Annotated in this window: 18 protein-coding genes; 8 read left to right on the top strand and 10 right to left on the bottom strand. The window is 40.2% G+C overall.

The window, feature by feature from the left end; all coding sequences use genetic code 11:
* Positions 1 to 45: 45 nt before the first annotated feature.
* Together fadD and N523_RS0105865 are read right to left on the bottom strand one after the other, a co-directional pair.
* A complete protein-coding gene (fadD, locus tag N523_RS0105870; protein ID WP_028834578.1) occupies positions 46 to 1,698 on the bottom strand; it encodes a long-chain-fatty-acid--CoA ligase FadD in 1,653 nt (550 codons plus the stop codon).
* Positions 1,699 to 1,813: 115 nt separating this feature from the next.
* Positions 1,814 to 2,665, bottom strand: coding sequence for an alpha/beta fold hydrolase (locus N523_RS0105865; protein WP_028834577.1), 852 nt, complete (start codon positions 2,663 to 2,665; stop codon positions 1,814 to 1,816).
* 187 nt (positions 2,666 to 2,852) lie between these two features.
* On the opposite strand from N523_RS0105865, the gene N523_RS0105860 reads away from it, so the two are divergent.
* On the top strand, positions 2,853 to 4,139 hold the full coding sequence (locus N523_RS0105860) for an alkaline phosphatase (protein WP_028834576.1): 1,287 nt from the start codon (positions 2,853 to 2,855) through the stop codon (positions 4,137 to 4,139).
* Between the two features lie 65 nt (positions 4,140 to 4,204).
* Here N523_RS0105860 and N523_RS0105855 read toward each other — a convergent pair whose 3' ends face one another.
* The 6 genes from N523_RS0105855 to N523_RS0105830 form a co-directional block, all read right to left on the bottom strand.
* The gene (locus N523_RS0105855) at positions 4,205 to 4,534 is read right to left on the bottom strand and encodes a hypothetical protein (protein ID WP_028834575.1); all 330 of its coding nucleotides are present in this window, start codon (positions 4,532 to 4,534) and stop codon (positions 4,205 to 4,207) included.
* A gap of 74 nt (positions 4,535 to 4,608) precedes the next feature.
* Positions 4,609 to 5,310, bottom strand: coding sequence for a tRNA (adenosine(37)-N6)-threonylcarbamoyltransferase complex dimerization subunit type 1 TsaB (gene tsaB, locus N523_RS0105850; protein ID WP_016900163.1), 702 nt, complete (start codon positions 5,308 to 5,310; stop codon positions 4,609 to 4,611).
* Between the two features lie 8 nt (positions 5,311 to 5,318).
* A complete protein-coding gene (locus tag N523_RS0105845; RefSeq protein ID WP_013463302.1) occupies positions 5,319 to 7,235 on the bottom strand; it encodes an ATP-dependent DNA helicase in 1,917 nt (638 codons plus the stop codon).
* A gap of 100 nt (positions 7,236 to 7,335) precedes the next feature.
* On the bottom strand, positions 7,336 to 9,192 hold the full coding sequence (locus N523_RS0105840) for a M28 family metallopeptidase (protein WP_028834574.1): 1,857 nt from the start codon (positions 9,190 to 9,192) through the stop codon (positions 7,336 to 7,338).
* Between the two features lie 71 nt (positions 9,193 to 9,263).
* A complete protein-coding gene (locus tag N523_RS0105835; RefSeq protein ID WP_028834573.1) occupies positions 9,264 to 11,444 on the bottom strand; it encodes a M4 family metallopeptidase in 2,181 nt (726 codons plus the stop codon).
* 497 nt (positions 11,445 to 11,941) lie between these two features.
* Positions 11,942 to 12,175, bottom strand: a complete 234-nt coding sequence (locus tag N523_RS0105830; RefSeq protein ID WP_013463298.1) for a hypothetical protein — start codon at positions 12,173 to 12,175, stop codon at positions 11,942 to 11,944.
* Positions 12,176 to 12,571: 396 nt separating this feature from the next.
* On the opposite strand from N523_RS0105830, the gene hisG reads away from it, so the two are divergent.
* The 6 genes from hisG to N523_RS0105800 are packed head-to-tail and all read left to right on the top strand — an operon-like array spanning position 12,572 to position 18,272.
* On the top strand, positions 12,572 to 13,471 hold the full coding sequence (gene hisG, locus N523_RS0105825) for an ATP phosphoribosyltransferase (protein ID WP_013463297.1): 900 nt from the start codon (positions 12,572 to 12,574) through the stop codon (positions 13,469 to 13,471).
* Positions 13,472 to 13,476: 5 nt separating this feature from the next.
* Positions 13,477 to 14,778: a histidinol dehydrogenase gene (gene hisD / locus N523_RS0105820; RefSeq protein ID WP_028834572.1), complete on the top strand. Its 1,302-nt coding sequence runs from the start codon at positions 13,477 to 13,479 to the stop codon at positions 14,776 to 14,778.
* Complete coding sequence (gene hisC / locus N523_RS0105815; protein ID WP_028834571.1) at positions 14,768 to 15,868, top strand: histidinol-phosphate transaminase; 1,101 nt, start codon at positions 14,768 to 14,770, stop codon at positions 15,866 to 15,868. Before hisD ends, hisC begins: the two co-directional genes overlap by 11 nt.
* Positions 15,865 to 16,926 carry a bifunctional histidinol-phosphatase/imidazoleglycerol-phosphate dehydratase HisB gene (gene hisB, locus N523_RS0105810; protein WP_013463294.1) on the top strand — a complete coding sequence of 354 codons (1,062 nt, stop codon included), beginning with the start codon at positions 15,865 to 15,867 and terminating at the stop codon, positions 16,924 to 16,926. Before hisC ends, hisB begins: the two co-directional genes overlap by 4 nt.
* Positions 16,923 to 17,513, top strand: coding sequence for an imidazole glycerol phosphate synthase subunit HisH (hisH, locus tag N523_RS0105805; RefSeq protein ID WP_013463293.1), 591 nt, complete (start codon positions 16,923 to 16,925; stop codon positions 17,511 to 17,513). Before hisB ends, hisH begins: the two co-directional genes overlap by 4 nt.
* Positions 17,514 to 17,546: 33 nt before the next feature.
* Positions 17,547 to 18,272, top strand: a complete 726-nt coding sequence (locus N523_RS0105800) for a 1-(5-phosphoribosyl)-5-[(5-phosphoribosylamino)methylideneamino] imidazole-4-carboxamide isomerase (protein WP_028834570.1) — start codon at positions 17,547 to 17,549, stop codon at positions 18,270 to 18,272.
* Between the two features lie 66 nt (positions 18,273 to 18,338).
* Here N523_RS0105800 and N523_RS0105795 read toward each other — a convergent pair whose 3' ends face one another.
* On the bottom strand, positions 18,339 to 18,878 hold the full coding sequence (locus N523_RS0105795; protein WP_028834569.1) for a cytochrome b: 540 nt from the start codon (positions 18,876 to 18,878) through the stop codon (positions 18,339 to 18,341).
* Between the two features lie 16 nt (positions 18,879 to 18,894).
* Positions 18,895 to 19,902 (bottom strand): catalase family peroxidase, encoded by a 1,008-nt coding sequence (locus tag N523_RS0105790; protein ID WP_028834568.1) that lies wholly within the window; start codon positions 19,900 to 19,902, stop codon positions 18,895 to 18,897.
* Between the two features lie 555 nt (positions 19,903 to 20,457).
* On the opposite strand from N523_RS0105790, the gene N523_RS0105785 reads away from it, so the two are divergent.
* Positions 20,458 to 21,528: an efflux RND transporter periplasmic adaptor subunit gene (locus N523_RS0105785; RefSeq protein ID WP_028834567.1), complete on the top strand. Its 1,071-nt coding sequence runs from the start codon at positions 20,458 to 20,460 to the stop codon at positions 21,526 to 21,528.
* Positions 21,529 to 21,537: the final 9 nt, after the last annotated feature.

The following is a 21,537-nucleotide window of genomic DNA, read 5'->3' as shown; positions in this document are numbered from 1 at the left end:
CTCCTACAATAAAAAAGCCGACTGATGTCGGCTTTTTTATAGTTGCTAATCTTTTAAGGCTCTTCTGAGAATTTTACCCACGTTAGTTTTGGGTAACTCATCCTTAAACTCAACGAGTTTAGGAACCTTGTAATTAGTTAAATTATCACGACAATGTTTTATTATATCTTTTTCAGTTAAAGAAGGGTCTTTTTTCACAACAAAAACTTTAACTTGTTCACCACTAATGTCATGAGGGATACCAACCGCGGCCACTTCAAGGACGCCTTCGTGCATGGCAACCACTTCTTCTATTTCATTTGGGAAAACATTAAAGCCTGAAACAATAATCATATCTTTTTTACGATCAACAATGTAGAAAAAACCTTCGTCATCGTAAGTGGCAATATCACCAGTTGCAAACCAGCCATCTTTTAAACATTCAGCCGTTGCATCAGGGCGATTATAGTAACCAAGCATTACTTGCGGACCTTTTACCCACAGTTCACCCGGCTCACCTTTAGCAGCTTCTTCACCGTTATCGAGCATTAATTTAATGTCAGTACTTGGCGCAGGTAGACCGATAGAGCCATTATAAGCTTCTAAATCATACGGGCTAATTGTGACTAAAGGAGAACATTCTGTCAGGCCATAGCCTTCCATTAGTTTGCTGTTAGTGACCTTTTGCCATTTTTCTGCAACAGGGCGTTGTACTGCCATGCCGCCGCCTAATGACATTTTAAGGTGACTAAAATCAAGCTCAGAGAAACCAGGGGTATTTAATAAGCCATTAAATAAAGTGTTCACCCCTGTAATAGCAGTAAATTTATGCTGACTAAGCTCTTTTACAAATCCAGGCATATCACGTGGATTAGTAATTAAAACGTTTAAGCCGCCGTATTTCATAAATGCTAAACAGTTCGCTGTTAATGCAAATATATGATAGAGCGGTAGCGCGGTAATAACCACTTCTCTACCACGCTCAAGCACGTTATCTAAACAACCAGATACTTGCTCAAGGTTACCCACCATATTACCGTGGCTCAGCATTGCCCCTTTAGACACACCGGTTGTACCACCTGTGTATTGTAAAAATGCTAAATCGCTTAAGTTAACGTCTGGGCGCTTATAGCCATTCAGATCAGCTTTTAATAAATCACAAAAGTTAATCGTGTTAGGCAACGTATAGCTTGGTACCATTTTTTTGAAATGCTTAACCACAAAATTAACTAAATGCTTTTTAAGACCACCCATCATGTCACCAACCTGCGTAACCACAATGTGTTTAACGTCAGTATTAGGCAGTGCTTTTTCAAGCGTGACAGCAAAGTTAGCAAGAATAAATATTGCTGATGTTTCAGAATCTTTTAATTGGTGCTCTAGCTCACGAACGGTATAAAGCGGGTTAACGTTAACCACAACACACCCTGCGCGTAGAATACCTAATATAGCAATTGGGGTTTGCAACAAGTTAGGCATCATAACAGCGACTTTATCGCCTTTTTTTAATCCTAAATCGTTTTGAATATAAGCCGCAACACGTTTTGTTGCTGCGTCAATTTCGTTGTATGACAATGTTTTACCCATATTAGTAAATGCAGGTAAATCTTTGTAATCATTAAAACTTTTTTCAAACACTTCGAGTAACGAGTTGTAGTGCTCAGGATCGATTGTTTCAGGCATACCTTCTGGGTAGCGCTTAAGCCAGATTTTTTCCACTCTTAGCCCCTGTTTATAATTATATTTTTATTAACCTTAATCTAAGTAAGGCACTTTCACAATTGAGCAAATACTCTAATCTAGAGATAATCCCACATTTATCGGTAATATACAATTAACATGCACTACTTTGCACCATAAATGCGTGAATGTGTTCAAAACATAGTCCACTACTTTGCATATGGCAATGATGCCCACCAGGCACATCTACTACACTCAAGTTATTGTAATATTTACTATACTTGTCTAGATTTTGTTTTACAAATGGATAACCTTTATCACCTAATATTAATTGGCATGGTGCAATTAATTCTTTTATTGCACCAATACATTGCGCTTCATCAAATCGAAAACCTGAGTGATTTTTAAGCTTAGGATCGCAAGTTAGCTCAAAACCACTGTGCATTTGTTTTATGTTTCTGTCCATCAGCAATGCAATTTGTTCATTATTTAAATCAGTTGTTTTTGCACGTGCTTGATAAATTTGTTGTTTTGAAGTGTATACCCGTGATTTTTTTGTACTAAGCCTTGCTCGGTTTAGTATGGCATTTCTTAGCTGAGAACACACTTCATCGCTATCGGTAGTGACACAACCTAAACCTTCAATAAAAGAAACAGATTTTACATACTCACTAAAACAACTAGCAAATAGTCCTGCAACCATAGCCCCCATAGAATGACCAACTAAGTGTACCTTCTTTAACTTAAGCGCTGTGATTAATGCATACACATCATCCACATAATCAATAAAGTAGTAATGTGCCTGAGGGCTTCGCCAAGATGACAGTCCATGCCCTGGAAAATCAATGCAATACCATGTTTGCGAAGGTGCAGCTCGACTCAGCATAGGCACAAAGCTAGCACTATTATCTAGCCAGCCATGCAGAGCGATAACGACGTCTTCACCGTCTCCAAATTTAATACCGTGTATATCTAGGCCATTAGCTTTTACCGAAAATGGTTGCAACGCAAACCTCAACTTTTTTATTTGGTTATGGCCATAACATACAAGAGTTAATACACAAATAATAGAACTGAACTAATAGAACACACACTTAAATTTCAAGATTTCATAACATATTCATTTATTTATCTTGCTATCGGTATACAATAATAGTCGCTATTAAAATAAGTACACTTAAAGGGTACACACAATGAAAAAACAGTTCGGCTTATTAGCGCTTTTATGTACAACAGGAGCATTCGCTCAAACAGCGCCTAAAAATGTTATTTATATGATTGGTGATGGCATGGGTCCCGCTTTCACTACCGCTTATCGTTATTACAAAGATGACCCTACAACAAAAGAAATAGAAACAACCGTTTTCGACACCATGTTGAAAGGCATGGCGCACACTTATCCTGATGACCATACTTATGTAACAGACAGTGCCGCAGGTGCAACCGCACTTAGCAGCGGCCATAAAAGTTATAATGGTGCAATCGCTGTCGATACGGCCAAAAAACCGGTTAAAACCATGCTAGAAATTGCAAAAGAGCAAGGAATGACAACAGCGTTAGTGGCTACATCACAAATTAACCATGCAACACCTGCAAGTTTTGCCGCGCATAATGAATCAAGAAGAAATTATGATGACATCGCAAACGACTACATTGACAATAAAATTGCTGGTAAATTACCGGTTGATTTAATGTTAGGCGGTGGTACTCAATATTTTATTCGTGATGACAGAAACTTAGTCGACGAATTTAAAAAAGCAGGTTATCAATACGGCGACGATATTAAAAACTTAGGTCAAATCACACAAATCCCTGCCATTGGTCTATACGCACCTAAGGGATTACCTTTTGCGCTAGATGAAAACCCTACGAGATTAAAACAGTTAACCTCTAAAGCGTTTGATTTGCTTGATGGGCAAAACGATAGAGGCTTTTTTGTAATGATTGAAGGCAGCCAAATTGACTGGTGTGGTCACGCAAATGACATTGCTTGCGCAATGGCTGAAATGGACGACTTTGCAAAATCAATCGAAACGGCAAAAGCCTATGTAGATAAAAACCCAGACACTATTTTAGTGATCACGGCTGATCACTCTACAGGCGGTTTAACCATTGGCGCGCATGGCCAATACAAATGGGAAACCGACATCATCAAAGGTGTTAAAGCCACTGCGGGTACATTAACCAAATTATTAATGGGATCAGATAACCTTAAAACGGTATGGCAGGCCAATACCCGTATTGAGTTTACAACTGAAAACGAAATTAAACTTAAGCAAGCTAAAGCCATGGGTGAAAAAACCCTTAATTTAGCGGTTAAAAGCATTATCAATGATTTAAGTTTCACTGGTTGGACAACGGGCGGACATACCGCTTCTGATGTGCAAGTATTTGCCTATGGTAAAAATAGCGATGATTTTATTGGTTCACAAAACAATACTGACATAGCTAAAAAACTAATTGGTTATATAGAGCAGTAATCACTGGTATGAAAATAAAAAGCCCGAATAAAGTATTCGGGCTTTTTTTGCTTTTTTAATCTTAGCTAAGCGTATATATCAACACCAATTAAGCTTTGAACTTCAGCTCTTCGCTCTAAATTAGCAAACTCAGTGTAAGTAGAAATTGCCTTACTGACTTGCGCACTCGGTTGATCGTAAATAGTTTGGCTATATTGGGCCTCTTTGGTGTTCGCTTTTACAAACTCTTTTGCAAGTTCGAGCCCTTCAGGACTGCTCTTAACATAATCTGTATTGGTTTTCAGTGGTATTGGCTGCTCTGATAGTCGTTCAGGCTTTGCCGTAACAACAGCAGTAGAACGCACCTTAGCAGGGATATCACCAGTAAAAAAACCAGAGCTTATAGGCAGCGACATTACGCTTCTCCAACCAACAACATGCTTAAATTATGATTTAAAATAGCTCAATATGCAAACAATACAACTTAGCGTTATTCGCGGCCCGGTAATTTTTTCCATGTCACTGTGTCACGCACATACTTAGGCTGAGCATCACTGGCTTTTACGCCATTACCTGCAAGGTACTGTGCATCCACTAACGCTAACATGTATTGTGCATCGGGTAGCGTAATTTCAGGGTGTACACTCACATTTGTAAATGTAGTTAATGCATCGGGATAACTTTTAAATCCTGTCCCCACGCCGGTTGCTGTTTTGTTTGTGTCTATCAATGAAGCATCAAGCAGTTCTGGCTTAAAAACACGTTCTTCACCTTGAAGTGTCATCAAATTATTATTAACTTGGTATTGAGCAAAGTATATTTCCCCCATACGCGCATCAATGCTTGAATAAACCACTTCATCGCCAAATTGTTCAAACGCTTGTTGCGCCATAACCGCTAAGGTAGAAACCCCCACTAGCGGTAAATTCGTTGAATACCCAAGCCCTTGTGCTATGGCCACACTAATACGAACACCCGTAAAGCTGCCTGGACCTTGGCCAAAGCCAATAACATCTAAATCTTTTAATTTACAATTGGCTTTATTAAGCAGCTCATCAATAAGTGGCAGAATTTTTTGGCTATGCTGCTGCGGACACTCTTCAAAATGATGAAATGTTTTACCCTGATAATGCAAAACAAGCGATAAAGCCTCTGTAGAAGCGTCTAGGGCGAGAATGTTACTTTTGATCATTTTTGTACTCAATTAATATGTTTTAAAAATGTATTTGCATCTTCTAAGCTACGTGTACGGCGCATTGGCGGTAAACTCTTTAAAAATACTTGTCCATATTGGCGTGTAACTAAACGATTATCGCAAATTACTAACACACCTTTATCTTTGTTATCACGAATTAAGCGACCTACCCCCTGCTTTAAGGCTATAACCGCTTGTGGTAACTGAATATGCGCAAACGGGTCTTTTCCTTGCATTTGGCAATCTTGCATTCTAGCTTGCAAAAGCGGATCATCGGGCGCTGCAAACGGCAGTTTATCGATAATAACACAGCTTAAAGTACTGCCTCTTACATCAACCCCTTCCCAAAAGGACGCAGTACCGAGCAACACGGCATTACCATGACGGGTAAATTTCTCTAATATAATGCGTTTAGACATTTGCCCTTGCATGTAAACCGGATAGTCCATTTGTGTGGTTAAGCCCTCAGCCACCAAATGCATCATTCGGTAACTAGTAAATAGCACAAAACAACGCCCTTTTGCTGATTTTATGAGTTCGAGAGTTAACTTTACAATCGCATGCGGCATATTATCTGCGTGGGTTTCAGGTAAATAGCGCGGTAAGCACAATAGCGCCTGATTTTCATAATCAAACGGACTGTCTACCATCATACTTTGCTTTGGTTTTAACCCAAGGCTGGCATTAAAGTGAGTGAGTTCGTTGTCGACCGATAACGTGGCTGAGGTAAACACAAACCCTGCACCAGACTCTTTCATCATCAAAGCAAATTTAGCCGATACATTCAGTGGCGTTATATTTATGGTTAAATAGCGACGCGTGGTTTCGTACCAATAACTAAAGCCTGTTTGGGCGGTGTCGAACACACGCTCTAACTGGCCTTTAAATGCCAGCACCCGCTCAAATGGGTGTTCAATTTTATCACTTCGTTCTAAGCAATGTTTTAAAACCTGATACACAAATTCTAAATCACTAATAACACGATGTAATGCAGAGCAAATAAGCTTATTACTGAGCTTTTCACGCCAATCCCCGCGGCTACCGTCCACACCAAACTGCAATCTTAAATCGGCGACACTGGTTTCCAATTTATTCAAACTTTTTCCTAATTGCAGCATGTCAGGAATTTCAGCGCGGTAAATAGCGCGTAAATCATTAATTAAATCCACCAGCTTTTTAGTACTCATGGTTTCGCCAAAATAGTCGCTGGCAATTTCACTTAACTGGTGGGCTTCATCAAAAATATAAGCATCTGCGTTGGGCATTAGCTCTGCAAAGCCAGACTCTTTAACCGCCATATCGGCAAAAAATAGATGATGGTTAATTACGACAACGTCGGCATCCCCTGCTTTTAAACGCGCTTTACGAATGTAGCACTCTTGAAAGTCAGGGCACTCTTTACCTAAACAGTTATCTGCAGTCGAGCTGACATACGGCAACACTTTGGCATCTTCTTCAATACCAATACAGTCGGCTAAATCGCCCGTATGCGTTTCACTGGCAAATTTAGCAACCATAGCGAGCTGATGCATTACATCAGGGTCGTCTGTGGGTACGTGTGCAACATGTTGGGTAAGCCGATAAGTGCATAAATAATTGGCACGCCCTTTTAACAATGCCGTTTTTTTAGCCGCGCCTAAGGCTTTTACTAACACCGGTAAATCACGATGATACAGCTGTTCTTGCAGTGCTTTAGAACCGGTTGAAATTATTGTTTTGCCTTTAGATTTAAGGGCTGGTGCTAAATAAGCAAAGGTTTTACCTGTGCCAGTACCGGCCTCAACAACAAGCTGGGAACTTGTTTTTAATGCATCCTCAACAGCCACGGCCATATCAATTTGAGGTTGGCGTGGTGAGTATCCATCTATTGATAAAGCCAAAGGCCCGGTTGCACTAAACAGCTGTTTGATAATACCAATCACTTTATAAAAAATAATAGCGGGATTCTACGTAAGCTATTGATGAAGGGCAAGCCAAATAGCGTGAGAATTTGGCCTTTAAAGGGGCTTATGCCCCTGTTAATTATTGTGCATTTATAGTTAGCGTAATACCACTTGCATTACGATAGCCTTTAACATCTATGTGCCATACGCCTGCCTGGGGTGCAGAAATAGTGCAACTTTCTGTGTTGCCGTTTTTATATGGCCTACACACAAATTGTGTATTTGAAGATGGCGCACCGAAATTTAAATACAAATCAGCATCGCCGCTTCCGCCTGAAATAGCAACGTTCAGGGAGACATAACCCGCGGCTAAACGTTGTTCAAAACGCTGCCAATCACCTGTATTTACGCTAATGTTATCTTCTACGCGATTAATGGGCTCTAAAGCGCCTGCTGGCTCAAAACTGCCTGTCAAAGAAACATTATTAATTGCGCTGTATGCCTCAACCATGACATAGTAATTGCCTTCATTGCTGGTTGGAATGTCGCAACGCTCATTACTTGTGGCAGAGGTACTTTTACAGTCGTAATCAGTTAACGTGGGCGCCTGATTATATTTAACGTATAAATCGGCATCGCCATTATCACCTGAGGTTTCAAACGTTAAGTTTTGCGCTCCTTTTGGTACATTCAATGTATAGATAAGCTGCTCTTTAGCAGTGGCATTGATACCAGAAATTGGTTCACCATTGACTAACTCATTATTATTTGGCGGAGTGACATCACCGGCATTTTTTGCCAATTCAGCAACAAAGCTAACGGCTAAGTTAGCAAATTTAATTGCATGATCAGCGTCAAAATTACTGTCGTTTTGTGTATGTATCAGTGGGTTAATGTCATTCATTTTTGATTCGAAAGGCATAGAGGCCGCAAACCCTTGTTGATACCACGAAGCATGATCGGAGCAACCATACCCACATTGATCAAAGCCATAACTAATTTGTGGTAAGTAGGTGTCTATCAGCTGGGCTAAAAACTGGTTTTGAGCATTGGTGGTGTAATCCGTCATCATAATAATATCTTCGATACTGCCGTTATTACCAGTCATATCAAATTGCACCATGCCCACTACATTCTTACCCAGCGAACGATAGCTACTGGCTATAGCTTTAGACCCTTTTAACCCCACCTCCTCTGCTGCAAACGCCATTATTTGAATAGTTTTTTGCGGTTTATAATTTGTATCAACAATTGCTCTTAACGCTTCCGTTAACACTGCAATACCCGATGCATTATCATCCGCGCCAGGAGAGCGCCCTTGTGCTGGATTTGCTTGATTAATCGAGTCTAAATGCCCCCCAATAATAACAATTTCATCTGCATTTTCAGCACCTGCAATGGTTACAATCACTGATGATTGCGCCCAGCTATGCTGATAACTCTCAATGGTTATATCACTTCGAACGCTGGCAATTTGTTGCCAATAACTTTGCAGCCACTGTGAGGCATCAACGCCGGTTTGCGAAGTATAATAACGATTATTAAAACTAGTGAGTGAATTTACAGTGCTTTGTAAATTAATTGGGCTTTGTGCACTAATTAAACTTTGTACTGTTTGCGCATTATCAATTGAATAATTAAAGGCTGATGTAGCTTGGCTATTTTGAACAACAGCTAATTGTTTTGCGTAATCATTCGCTTCTTCGAACGAACTATGCGCAACAAACCCACCACAACGGTTATAGTTCTGGTGCATAAACTCACTTAAATTGTTTACTGCGTCACGCGGTACACTGAGTAAATCAACGTCAGGTAAAATACTTGATTTTCTATGCGAAAATGGCATTTTTTGCAAAAATGTACCTTGTTCATGTTGATAATGCTGGGCTGCAGTTGAGTCAATGGTGACCCAAATATTGTCTGGATTTTCATTTGCTAAGCAATTAAAACTTAAGGTTAAAGTAGTAATAACTGCTAACTGTTTAAAGTAGTTCATAAATATTCCTTATCTTGTCACTTTTATTTTAAGCATTAAAAAAGGGGCAAAGCCCCTTTTGATATGTATGCCTAATTAGCCGTTACGTTGAGTGTTACGCCGCTTGCTAAGCTGTAACCTCTTAAATCAATGTACCAAGTACCTGCTTGTGGGTTATCAAATGTACATTCTTCATTATTACCATTTTTGTAGGGTCTACATAAGTATGAAGACGTACTTGAAGGCGAGCCAAAGTTTACATAAAGATCAGCATCACCATTACCACCGGCAATACTAATATTTAAAGTGCTATACCCTTCTGATAAATCTTGAGTAAAGCGGCTCCAGTTATTAGTAGTCACATTAATATTAGACTCAGTTCTATTAATTGGCGTCACACCACCATTCCCATCAGAGTAGCTTCCCGTTAGCGATACACCAGATATCGCACTCCATGCTTCAACCATTACATAGTAAGTTCCTGCTTGTGCATTACTTATGTTGCAGCTTTCTGTACTGGTAGATGTTGTGCTATTGCAATCATAGTTATTTAAGCTTGGTCTACTAGCAAATTTAACATATAGGTCTGCATCACCTGAGCCACCCATTGTATTAAATTGAAGATTTGTTGCGCCGTCAGGGACTTCCAAAGTAAAGAATAGTTGCTCTTTTTCTGCGCCGCTAATACCCGTACGGGTTACCCCATTGGTTAACACTTCATCGTCAGTCGGTGGTGGTGTAGCACAATCACTACCTGAACTAAGATTTGAATTAACACCTACCGCAGCCAAAGCGGCTTTTACATCATTAGGGTCATAATTTAAATCACAGGCTGCATCCATCACACCGTTACCGGCTAAATCCCAGCCTACACCCGCACTCCAATATAGTTGGTTAGCACGTGCCATTACGATAAAGGCTTTTTGCGTATCCCAACCCGGCGTGGTTGCTAAATTATAAAATGCCTTGTTATAAACACCTGAACTATAATGCACGTCCATACCTGAATAATAGTTACTTTGGTTATCTATAGAACGGCCATCTTGGGTAGGGTTATTCATGTAACGCAGTGCACCATTACCTTTAAAAATATCCTTTCCAACTAGCCAATCGTTGCTGCCTTTCATATAAAATTCAGCGGCTTCACCAGCCATATCCGAAAATGCTTCGTTTAACCCGCCTGGTTTACCATTGTAAATCAAGCCTGAATTTTGCTGAGTAAAGCCATGGCTGACTTCATGCGCAGATACATCTAAACTGACCAACGGGTAGAATGTATTTTGCCCATCACCAAAGGTCATTGCGCTGCCATCCCAAAACGCATTTTCATAGTTACTTGAGTAATGAACACGCATTTGTAACTGAAAACTCAAAGGCGCAGTCCCTAACCAATCGTTATACATATTAAAAATAACGTTACCAAAAAAATGAGCATCGTTTAGCGGTGAATAAGCACCGTTAATTTCTTTAAACGTATTTTCAGGACATGTAAATGAATACGCAGAAGAGCCACTTGTTCCGCCATTTAAATTAATAGTGCGAACATTTGCGTTATTCATGCTACAAGTATTACCTGATTGACTAACATCTAGGCTGTCAAAATCAGTTCCATAAAAATACTTGCCTGTTTTTAGATTACCGCCAGGGCCTGTTGCATTGGCATGTTGCAGGTTATCGTAACTAAGCAAGATCTCACCGGTATTAGCATCAATGATCAGGTATGGCCTTGATGGTGACTTGCCATAAGTAACATAAGACACTTCATAAACTAAATGCGCCTTATTTTGATCGTCAACCCAGATAGCAAGTCTGGATTGCTCATTATGTTTTTTTAAGCCTACTGATTTTGCAGCTATACCCGTTTTAGACCCTTTTAAAATCGCATCTTTTTTTGTCAATTTAGCCGATACATCAGATAAATCTTCATCAATATTATAAACAGCTGCACCATGGGCTTTTTTAAGCAACCCATTATTAAATGTTAAGCTGACCGTATCACCAATCACAGGAATGCCCTGATACGTTTGTTGATAGCGGCGGGTTACTTCTCCGTTATTGCTAGTAAATTCTTTTAATACAACTAATTCGTTCCCTACACTCAACCCAATCAACTGATTTGGACTTACTGATAACAAGGAAGCAGAGTTTGATTGCACCATATTATTAATTGTCGGTTGTTGATTTAGGTATTTCTTATTCGCAGCTACTGCATTTGTTGCTTGAACCAAAGTTAAAGCAGCAAAAGTTGCTATTGTGATTTTAGATAAATTCACGTTTACGCTCCGTTAAAGTTTAAGTTTTTAATATATTTGTATTAATCGGCACACCTTGTACCCGATTAAGGATCAGAGTAGATCACAAACTTAAATAACGAAAATTAAACATTTGATTTACAATTAAAGTATTAGCTCGAAAATTAATCTATTATTTTACAATGATTTAAAAACTACTGTTTTAACTAATGAAGGCCAGAAATAACATTTCGTATACATATATTTACATAAAACAGCCCAGAGAAAGTATTAGATTTTAAAATCACACGCTTTATTGTTAATCACTAATCAACTGCTCAATGAGCATGTAGTTGCTAAGAAAAATACTTTACCTGTTGAGCTTTAAAAGAGGGGTAATCTATTTTAAATGGGTAGGGAGTAGTTTTAAAAACACGCAGTTCATAGCCATGCACCACTATTTGCTATGTTTAAACAAATTTGCTTTTATTGAGGGCGATTTTAACTTGAGGCAATAACGGTATCGCCAATCACTTGTACTAAGCCCATGTATCTAAATGGGGTTTGTCGTCATCTTCTTCAGCGGTTTTATTGCGCGATTTATTTTCGTCAAACGCCAGCTTATGTTGCTTTTCTACTTCTCTTTTTTTACGCTCTTCTAACTCGACTTTTTTGGCACTGGCACTTTGTTGAACCCCAGCAATATGAAAAGCCCCTTTAGATTCAAGCGTTAAACGCGTAATAGGCCCTAAATAAGGGATCATTATATCCATGCGTGCCTCCATTGAATTGAATGTAATTTAATCACTATAAAACTGTTGATAAATAAAGCAAACCTTTAGTTATTATCGACAGTTATAAGGTATTCTTTAATTTAAGAAAATTTTTCTTGCCATGCTATTGGTTTATGTGTTTTTATAAATGCGAAATTTATTAAACAAACAGCAGCTAAGCGTTAACATAATAACGAATAGCTAAACAGGATAAAAAATGCGCAACACTCTGACAGCAGTACATCACCACCATCATTCATCGGAATAACCTGTCAGGTCTTTCGCTGAGAGGTTGTTCCTAAAAGGAAACCTCTGGCGAATCAACATACCAAGATTCATTTTCGCCCTGAGGTTTCCCTCGGGGTTTTTAGTTTTTAAATTAAAGGAAAATGAGTAATGAATAATAGTAATCGTCTTCGTATCGCCATCCAAAAAGGCGGCCGCCTATCTAAAGATTGTCAAGATCTGCTTAAGCAACTGGGTGTAAAACTCAACCTTCGCGAGCAGCGCCTTATAGCACACTCAACCAATATGCCAATTGACGTTTTACGTGTACGCGATGACGATATCCCAGGTTTAGTAATGGACGGTGTATGTGACTTAGGTATTGTTGGCGAAAACGTATTAGTTGAAGTACAAGCAGAAAGAGAGCGTCAAGGCGTTCCAAGCGAAGTAACTAAATTATCAAAATTAGATTTTGGTTACTGTCGTCTTGCACTTGCATGGCCACAAGAACTAGGTAAGCAAGACAAAAGCTGGTTTGAAGGCAAACGTATTGCAACCACCTACCCTGAAATTTTAAGCCAATATTTAAAACGCGAAGGCATCAACGCCAGCACTGTTATGCTCACAGGCTCTGTTGAAGTGGCGCCGCGTGCTGGTCTTGCTGATGCCATTTGTGATTTGGTCTCAACAGGTGCAACCCTTGAAGCTAATGGCTTAATGCAGGGTGATACCATTTTAGAGTCAAACGCCTGTTTAATTCAAAACACCCAACTGCAAGATGCCGACAAACTCGCGCTTATCAATAAATTGATGCCGCGTTTGCGTGGTGTGAAGCAAGCCAAAGAAAGCAAGTACATCATGCTACACGCACCAAAAGATAAGCTGGATGAAATTTGTGAAATCCTGCCTGGTTCTGGTCAACCTACATTACTTGCACTAGCAGGATCTGACGAATATGTAGCATTGCACATGGTAAGTAGCGAAACGTTATTTTGGGAAACCATGGAGCAACTTAAAGCACTCGGCGCGAATTCTATTTTAGTTATGCCTATTGAAAAAATGATGGAGTAACAGCCATGCTTCGTTGGAATGAAGAATCATCACAGGTTCAAGCAGCGGCGCTGATGCGCCCTGCTGTATCAGCGAGTGAAAAAGTAGAAAGTATTTGCCAAACTATTTTGGCAAAAGTAAATGCGCAAGGCGATGCTGCATTACTAGCATTAGCAAAAGAGTTTGATAACCGAGCTGAGCCGCGTTTACGTGTTCCACTTGATGAAATTAATGCCGCTGAGAAAATGCTAAGCCCTGAGCTTAAGTATGCAATTGATACCGCTTATGCAAATGTAAAATGTTTTCACCAAGCGCAACTGCCTAAAGATATTAAGTTATCGACTCAACCAGGCGTTGAATGTGAACTGAAATATCAAGCCATCGAAGCGGTCGGTATTTATGTCCCTGGGGGCAGTGCCCCATTGCCATCGTCAGTTATAATGCAAGGTGTATTGGCGCAGTTAAGCGGTGCAAAAACCGTGGTACTCACTACCCCCGTACAAGGCGATAAAGCAATAAATCCTGCTATTTTATATGCTGCTAAATTATGTGGTATCAGCACAATTATTGAAAGCGGTGGTGCTGGTGCGATTGCTGCAATGGCCTACGGCACTGAATCAGTACCTAAAGTGAATAAAATTTTTGGCCCAGGTAATAGCTTTGTGACTATGGCAAAGCAGTTAGTTGCACAAACAATTCCAGGAATGGCGATTGATATGCCAGCAGGTCCATCTGAAGTATTAGTGATAGCAGATGAACGAGCTAATCCAGAGTTTATTGCGGCCGATTTACTCTCACAAGCAGAGCATGGCGCCGACTCGCAAGTTATTTTATTATGTAACAGCGAAACTATTATTAAACAAACGCAAGACGCGCTTACTCGTCAATTAGCTAACTTAAGCCGAAAAGACACCGCTGAACAAGCGTTGGCCAATTCGTCACTTATTTTAGTGGATTCAATAGCGCAAGCATTTGATGTATCAGCGCAATATGGGCCAGAGCACTTAATTTTACAGCTGGCAGATGCAACCCCGTACCTTGATTCGGTTAAAAATGCAGGTTCAGTATTTGTTGGCGACTACACACCAGAATCGGCTGGCGATTATGCATCGGGTACTAACCACGTATTACCTACTTACGGTTATAGCGCGACATACTCAAGCTTAAACTTGCTTGATTTTTTCCGCACATACACAGTACAAACTATTAGTAAAGGTGGCTTAACAGAGCTTTCAAAAGCTATTTTACCACTGGCAGACGCAGAAGGCCTTGATGCCCACGCTAATGCGGTTTCAATTCGTTTAGAGGCAATAAACAATGAGCAATGAGAGCGCCCAAGCACCTGGCTTATTACCTGATAATATTAAAGCGCTTGCTGCTTACAGCTCGGCTAAAAGTGAAAAGTTAACAGGCACAACGTGGCTCAATGCCAACGAAAGCCCATATGCTAAAAACCTTGAGCTGAGTATTGAAGATTTAAATCGCTATCCCGATCCACAGCCACAATTGGTTATTGATCGCTATGCAGCTTACACCGAGCTTAAAAGCGACAATATCCTTATGACGCGAGGTGCAGACGAAGGCATTGAGCTTTTAGTACGCACGTATTGCCAGCCAGCTAAAGATAGTATTGCGCTGTTTTTGCCTACCTACGGTATGTATAAAGTCACTGCTGATACGCACAATGTGGCTATTAACGCGCTTACTCAAGAGTTATTATTAACAGCCAATGTTGATGATATTGTCACTGCGGTCGGTAGCTCAAAACTGGTGTTTATTTGTAATCCAAATAACCCAACAGGTAGTTTAACGCCGCTAGATAAAGTAAAAGCCATTGCCACTGCGCTTGCAGGTAAAGCATTGGTGATTGTTGATGAAGCCTATATTGAGTTTTGTCCAGAGCAAAGTGCAACACAACTTATAAACGAGTTTAGTAATATTGTAGTGCTACGTACACTGTCAAAAGCGTTTGCGTTGGCAGGCCTGCGAACCGGGTTTACCCTCGCTCAAGCCAGTGTACTTGCGCCCATTCGTAAAGTCATTGCACCGTATCCGGTATCGAGCGTGGTAGCGAGTATTGCAGCGCAAGCCATTGCCCCTGATGCCATTACCTCTATGCGTTGCCAGGTGAGCATTTTAAACAGCTTAAAATTAAAGCTAATAGAGTGGTTAAACGCCTCCCCTGCTGTATTAAAAATTCTCACTGGTGAAGGCAACTTTGTTACCTTAAAATTGGCCGATAAAAACAGCTTTAAAGTTGCCCTTGAACAAGGCTTAGTCATGCGAGCATTTACCTTATACGGTGAAGACGACTGGCTACGCATTTCAATTGGTAGCGAACAAGAATTAGAACAAGTAAAAATTTGGCTCGATGGTTTAACCACCCCAACAGCCCTATCACAACAGGAAGTATCATGAGTAATCCCTATTTATTTATAGACCGTGACGGCACCATTATTGAAGAGCCAATCACCGACAAACAGGTAGATAGCCTTGAAAAGTTGGCTTTTTTACCTGGTGTTATTCCGGCATTATTACAACTACAAGCCGCTGGTTATCGCCTAGTTATGGTATCTAATCAAGATGGTTTAGGCACTGACAGTTTCCCTACTGCGGATTTTGACATAGCCCAAGACAAAATGATGGACATACTCAACAGCCAAGGGATTAACTTTGAAGATGTACTCATTTGCCCACACTTTGATGAACAAAACTGCGATTGCCGTAAGCCAAAAACAGGCTTACTGACCGAGCTTATGCGCTCTGGCAACGTAGATTTAGCGCGCTCTTTTGTAATTGGCGACCGCCAAACAGATATTGGCCTTGCGCAAAACTTATGTTGTGAAGGTATTTTATATGATGGTAGCTGGCCTGCTATTGTTACTAAGCTGACCACAGCCAACCGTGAAGGCCGTGTTACACGCAACACTAAAGAAACACAAATTGATGTAGCGGTTAATCTTGATCAAACTAAAAACGGTAGCATAGACACCGGCCTAGGCTTTTTTGATCACATGCTGGATCAAATACGCACCCACGCAAACATTGGCTTAAACATTAAAGCCAAAGGCGATTTACACATAGACGAGCATCACCTTGTTGAAGACATTGGTATTGCCTTAGGGGTTGCTCTTAAACAAGCGCTGGGCACAAAATCACAAATAGCGCGTTATGGTTTTGCATTGCCTATGGATGAATGTAAAGCCGAAGCGCAAATTGACTTATCTGGACGTGCTTCGTTTGTGTTAAACGCAAACTTTAGCCGCGAAAAAGCCGGTGATTTAGACGTACAAATGGTAGAGCATTTTTTCAAAAGCTTAAGTGATAACGCTGCAATTAGCCTTATTTTGTCGGTAAGTGACGGTAACTGTCATCACCAAGTAGAGGGCTTATTTAAAGCGTTTTCACGGGCACTGCGTATGGCAATTGCACAAGATACAAGTCAACAAACAGCCAGCTCTAAGGGGTGTTTATGATAGCGATAATTAATACCGGTTGTGCCAATATTAACTCGGTACGCTTTGCATTTGAGCGTTTAGGTAAAACCCCTACCGTTATTACCTCGCCAGAACAATTAGCGGGCTATGAGCGCGCTATTTTACCTGGTGTTGGCCATGCATCTGTGGCTATGAAGCGCCTAGTCGATAATGGTTGGCAGCAAGCGATTAACGAATATCAGCGCCCGCTAATGGGAATTTGCTTGGGGATGCAACTGCTGTGTGAAAGCACCGAAGAAGGTAACGTGCAATGCTTAGGTAAAATACCAGGCCAAGTAAAAGCACTGGATGTAGGTAGTTTAACGTCACCGCATATGGGGTGGAATAACTTATCTATCCAACAAGCACACCCACTAACTAAAGGGCTGCATAAAGACGATCAGGTTTATTATGTGCACAGCTTTGCGCACACCGTTAACGATGCCACTTTAGTCAGTAGTGAATACGGGCAAACTTTTTCAGCCATTGTCGCTAAAGATAATTATGCCGGTATGCAATTTCACCCAGAGCGAAGTGCTAAAGTAGGCACCCGTTTATTACAAAACTTTCTAGATTGGCAGTTATAAGCGACTGTTAATAAATAATAAAAGAGATACACAGTGATTATTCCAGCATTAGACGTATTACAAAATCAAATTGTACGTTTGTATCAAGGTAAATATGATACCGCACAGTTTTACCCTTTTGAACTTGGCGCTCGCCTAAAAGAATACGCTGACAGCGGCGCGGGTAAACTGCACCTAGTTGATTTAGAAGGCGCACGCGATCCAAGTAAAAAGCAGTGGCAACATATTCAAGCAGCCACAAAAGCACTGGATGTGCCCTACCAAGTGGGTGGCGGTATTCGTTCAGAGCAAGATGTTAGCGATTGGCTAAAAGCCGGTGCAAATCAAGTGGTTATTGGTTCAATGGCAGTTGAAAAGCGTGAACAGGTTAAAGCTTGGATTGAACAATTTGGCGCTGAGCACTTTGTGATTGCCCTTGATGTTAATAAAACAGAGTCCGGCTGGGCGCCAGCAACCCATGGTTGGTTAAATGAATCTGAGTTTGGGCTATTTGAACTTATTGATTTTTATGTAGAACTGGGCATTATTGATTTTTTATGTACGGACATCAGTAAAGACGGCACCATGACCGGCCCCTCTTTTGCGCTTTATGAAGATTTAATTAATCATAATGCAGATATTAAAGTACAAGCGTCGGGTGGTGTGAGTTCATTAGATGATATTAAAAAGCTAAATGAACTTGGTGTTGGCGGCGTAATTTTAGGCAAGTCTTTATTAGATGGTGCTTTTAGCGTAGAAGACGCGCTTAAATTAAGCTAAAAATATAGCTCTAAAAAAGGCACAGGTGCGAGCGCATCTGTGCCTTTTTTGTATAAAACTATTAGTTTATTTATGCTTACCAGGTAACATAGAGCCTAATACGCCATCTCGCTTTATTAAACCATGATAAAGCGCAGCGCTTATATGCATAAAAATAAACAATAAAAATGCATAAGCAATTAAACCATGTGCTTCACGGAAAAAAGCATACGTTTCAATATCTTTACTTACTAGGCTAGGCAAAGTAAGTAAACCAAAAAAGCTCACATGACGGCCATCAGCGCTTTGCATTAACCAACCAGAAATCGGCATTAAAATCATAGATGCATATAAACCCACTTGGGTTAAATGCGCGGCTAATGCTTGAGCCTTAGGCACACTCGGTGGTAATGCAGGACTGGTGGTGACTACTTTATTGATTAATCTAATAGCAACTAACACCAACGCTAAAATACCAAATGACTTATGCAGCGCAATGGCCTCTATTTGCCAAACCGCTAAACTTTGTACCATCGACAAACCAAGAAATAACATAGAAAGTATGATTAACGCCATCGCCCAGTGAATAAGCATACTCGACGCCGAGTATTTATTAATTGTTTTCATTCGATATTTCCTGTTATTAATTATTTAAAAGTACTTCTTTAGCACGACGACGAAATGACTCAGCATAAGCCGCGCCACGGGCACGTAATATAGGATCGGCGCTTGGCTCTATCCCTGTAGGAAGTACCAAGGGATCAAAGTTCATATCAGCACACACGCCTCCTTCTTGCTCCTGAAGGCTTGAGATAACTAATGTGCCTGCGTTAATTGTTTTGCGTGATTGTGGCCATAAAACAGTTGGGTTGTTTTCATCATCTTCAGCGGTTGCAAAGCTAAACAGCATGTCGAATTTAACAGGGGCTTGAGCAACTTGATCTTTAAGTTGTAGCTGCAATGCATCGGCTGAATCATTATTAAGTGGTTGAATGTTTTCATCGCTTAATTGTGGTTTAGCTATCCAACGTACGGCGTGCTTTTCATTATTTTCATCAACCAAATAAAAGGCATTAATACTATGGTATTGCTCAGTGGCAAAACTGCTAGTTGGTTTATAACTTGCTTTCCAGTTATTAAATGCGGCACTTTCAGGGTGTGCGGCAAAAAAGGCTTTAATTTTTTCAGGACTGCGTTTTTTAGTTACCGGATCAGGGGATAGCGCTTGTAACTGTTTAAAGAACGCATCTGGCGTCGCTACAGCCATAACTGGAGGCGTGTTCATTGCTACGCGCCATTCTTGGTTATCATCGGTTGTTATAGAAAACGCTAAACTACGCACCGGTGCTTTTAAATCAGGTGCGGTTGGATTATTGCCCGCAATAGAAAAACGGCCAATAAAAGGAGTGGCGCCTAAATCAAATACCTTGGCTTGCGAATATTTAGCAAGCTCACCGTTAGACTCAAACGACCCCGCTAAACAAATACCTTTTGCATGGGCTCGACGAAAACCCGCATGGGCTTGATCACCTTGTTGTAAATTAACAAAACGCTGCGCAGTAACCGCATCGCTGTTAAAAGCGCCGGTAAAATATAAAATCGTCAGTGCAAATAAAGTGATTATTGCAATTAAGGTGATTTTTTTACTCATGGTAGGATTAGACCTCGTATGATTATTTTCATGATGATTATGTTTGGAATTTTTCATAGTTTTAATTACGTCTTTAAATTAATGGCTAACCATTACTGAGATATGCTTTAGATCGGATAGCTTTTATTTAGTTATACCGACACGACACTCACAAGACCGACCCCAAGCAATTAATATTTCAATTCAATTAATAAAAACCGCACTTTAAGTATTTTAAATTCCAAAAATATAATCTTTATGAGCTGCGCTTTAAAAAAGCCGATTGTTAATTATACTAATGTTGATACAAAGCAAGCATTGGGGTGCTGATTTATTACGTTCTACAAAATCACACAAATTAAAACAAAACCGTACAGCAATAATAAACTGTTGAAATTAAAATATTATTTATTACTCACTCGTTATCTACTGCTTTTTTCAAGTAGTAAGTAGTTATAGCTTAATAAACAGCATTACAGGTAAATTCGAAAATAAACACATTTACGCATTTTATAATTTTGAACCACACAAAAATGCCAACGATTAACACCGCACTTTTTATTTAAGGTAAGCAAGATGATCAATAAACCATGTTTTACTAAATTTAATTTTATTAGTATTGCGCTACTGTTGTTGTTAGCCGGTTGTTCAGATAGCGAAGTCAGCACTCAAAAGCAAAACAAGCCACGCCCTGTTAAGTTAATAACCATTGATGATGGCTCTCAATCAAAAACACTCACCTATCCTGCCACTATAGATACAATAAACAGCTCAAAACTGGCCTTTCAGGTCAGTGGTAAACTTGAAAAGCTCAACGTTATTGCTGCGCAAAATGTAAAAAAAGGAGACGTAATAGCCGCATTAGAGCAAAGAAACTTTGTTAATGAGGTTAAGTCGAGCAAAATACAGTTTGAAACGGCCAACAATGATTATCAACGTGGTTTAAAGCTTGCAAAAGACGGTGTTATTTCACAGCGAGATATAGAGCAACTAAAATCTAAAAAAGAAGTGGCCGAATCACAGTATGACTCAGCGCAAAAGGCATTATCTGACAGTAAAATCATAGCGCCTTACGATGCCATTGTTGCAGAAGTTCCGGTAAAGCAGCTTGAAAACATCAGTGCTGGGCAACATGTAGTTACCCTATTTGGTAAAGGTGAAATGGAAGCGGTTGTAAATATTCCCGCGTCTATTGTGGCTACGGTAGATTCTAAACAAAACAATGTAGCGACTGTTATTTTACAAGATGTATCGGCTGCGCCTATCCCTGCCACATTTAGACGTGCGAATTTAGAAGCCGACTCAGCCAGTCAAACCTATGAAGTACGCTTTTCGTTTGCTGTACCCAATAACCTTAATATATTACCTGGCATGAATGCCAGCCTAAAAATAGAACGTCAAACAAGTTCAAACGCAACACGACTGGCTGTCCCTACCTTTGCTATTTTTGAAGAAAACGGCCAGCATTTCGTATGGACTGTTGACCAACAAACAATGCAAGTATCAAAAACACTCGTTGCTATTGAGCAAGGTATTGGCGAACAACTGATTATTACTGAGGGCTTAAAAGCAGGTGATGTGATTGTAGGTGCAGGTGCAAACTATGTGACTGAGGGTATGAAAGTACGTCCTTGGACTAAAGCATAGGAGCGCAGT

This window comes from Pseudoalteromonas sp. 23_GOM-1509m (assembly GCF_000518425.1).
GTDB classification, from domain to species: domain Bacteria; phylum Pseudomonadota; class Gammaproteobacteria; order Enterobacterales; family Alteromonadaceae; genus Pseudoalteromonas; species Pseudoalteromonas tetraodonis.
Note: the sequence above shows the minus strand (reverse complement) of the source record. Positions and strands in the feature narration are given on the sequence as shown.